Here is a 388-nt window from a genome sequence, read left to right as displayed (position 1 = left end):
CCCGGCCCTGGCCGCGGGCTGCACTATGGTCATCAAGCCTGCCAGTCAGACTCCGTACTCGGCGCTGGCCCTGGTCGAGCTGGCTGAGCGTGCCGGCATTCCCAAGGGCGTGTTGAGCGTTGTCACCGGCTCCGCCGCCGAGATCGGCGCCGAGCTGACCGAAAGCCCCATCGTGCGCAAGATCTCCTTTACCGGCTCTACCGAGATCGGCGCCAAGCTGATGGAGCAGAGCGCGCCAACCATCAAGAAGCTGTCGCTGGAGCTGGGCGGCAACGCGCCCTTCATCGTCTTCGACGACGCTGACCTGGACAAGGCCGTGGAGGGCGCCATCGCTTCCAAGTACCGTAACGCCGGGCAGACTTGCGTCTGCGTCAACCGTCTCTATATC

Annotated in this window: 1 protein-coding gene; it reads left to right on the top strand. The window is 64.9% G+C overall.

What is annotated here, in order from left to right; genetic code table 11:
• The coding region (locus ACUCV0_RS24095) for an aldehyde dehydrogenase family protein (RefSeq protein WP_482213933.1) at nt 1-388 on the top strand (388 nt) is incomplete at both ends.

The organism is Pseudomonas sp. VMV1, assembly GCF_056790235.1.
This window is presented reverse-complemented; position numbering and strand designations above follow the sequence as displayed.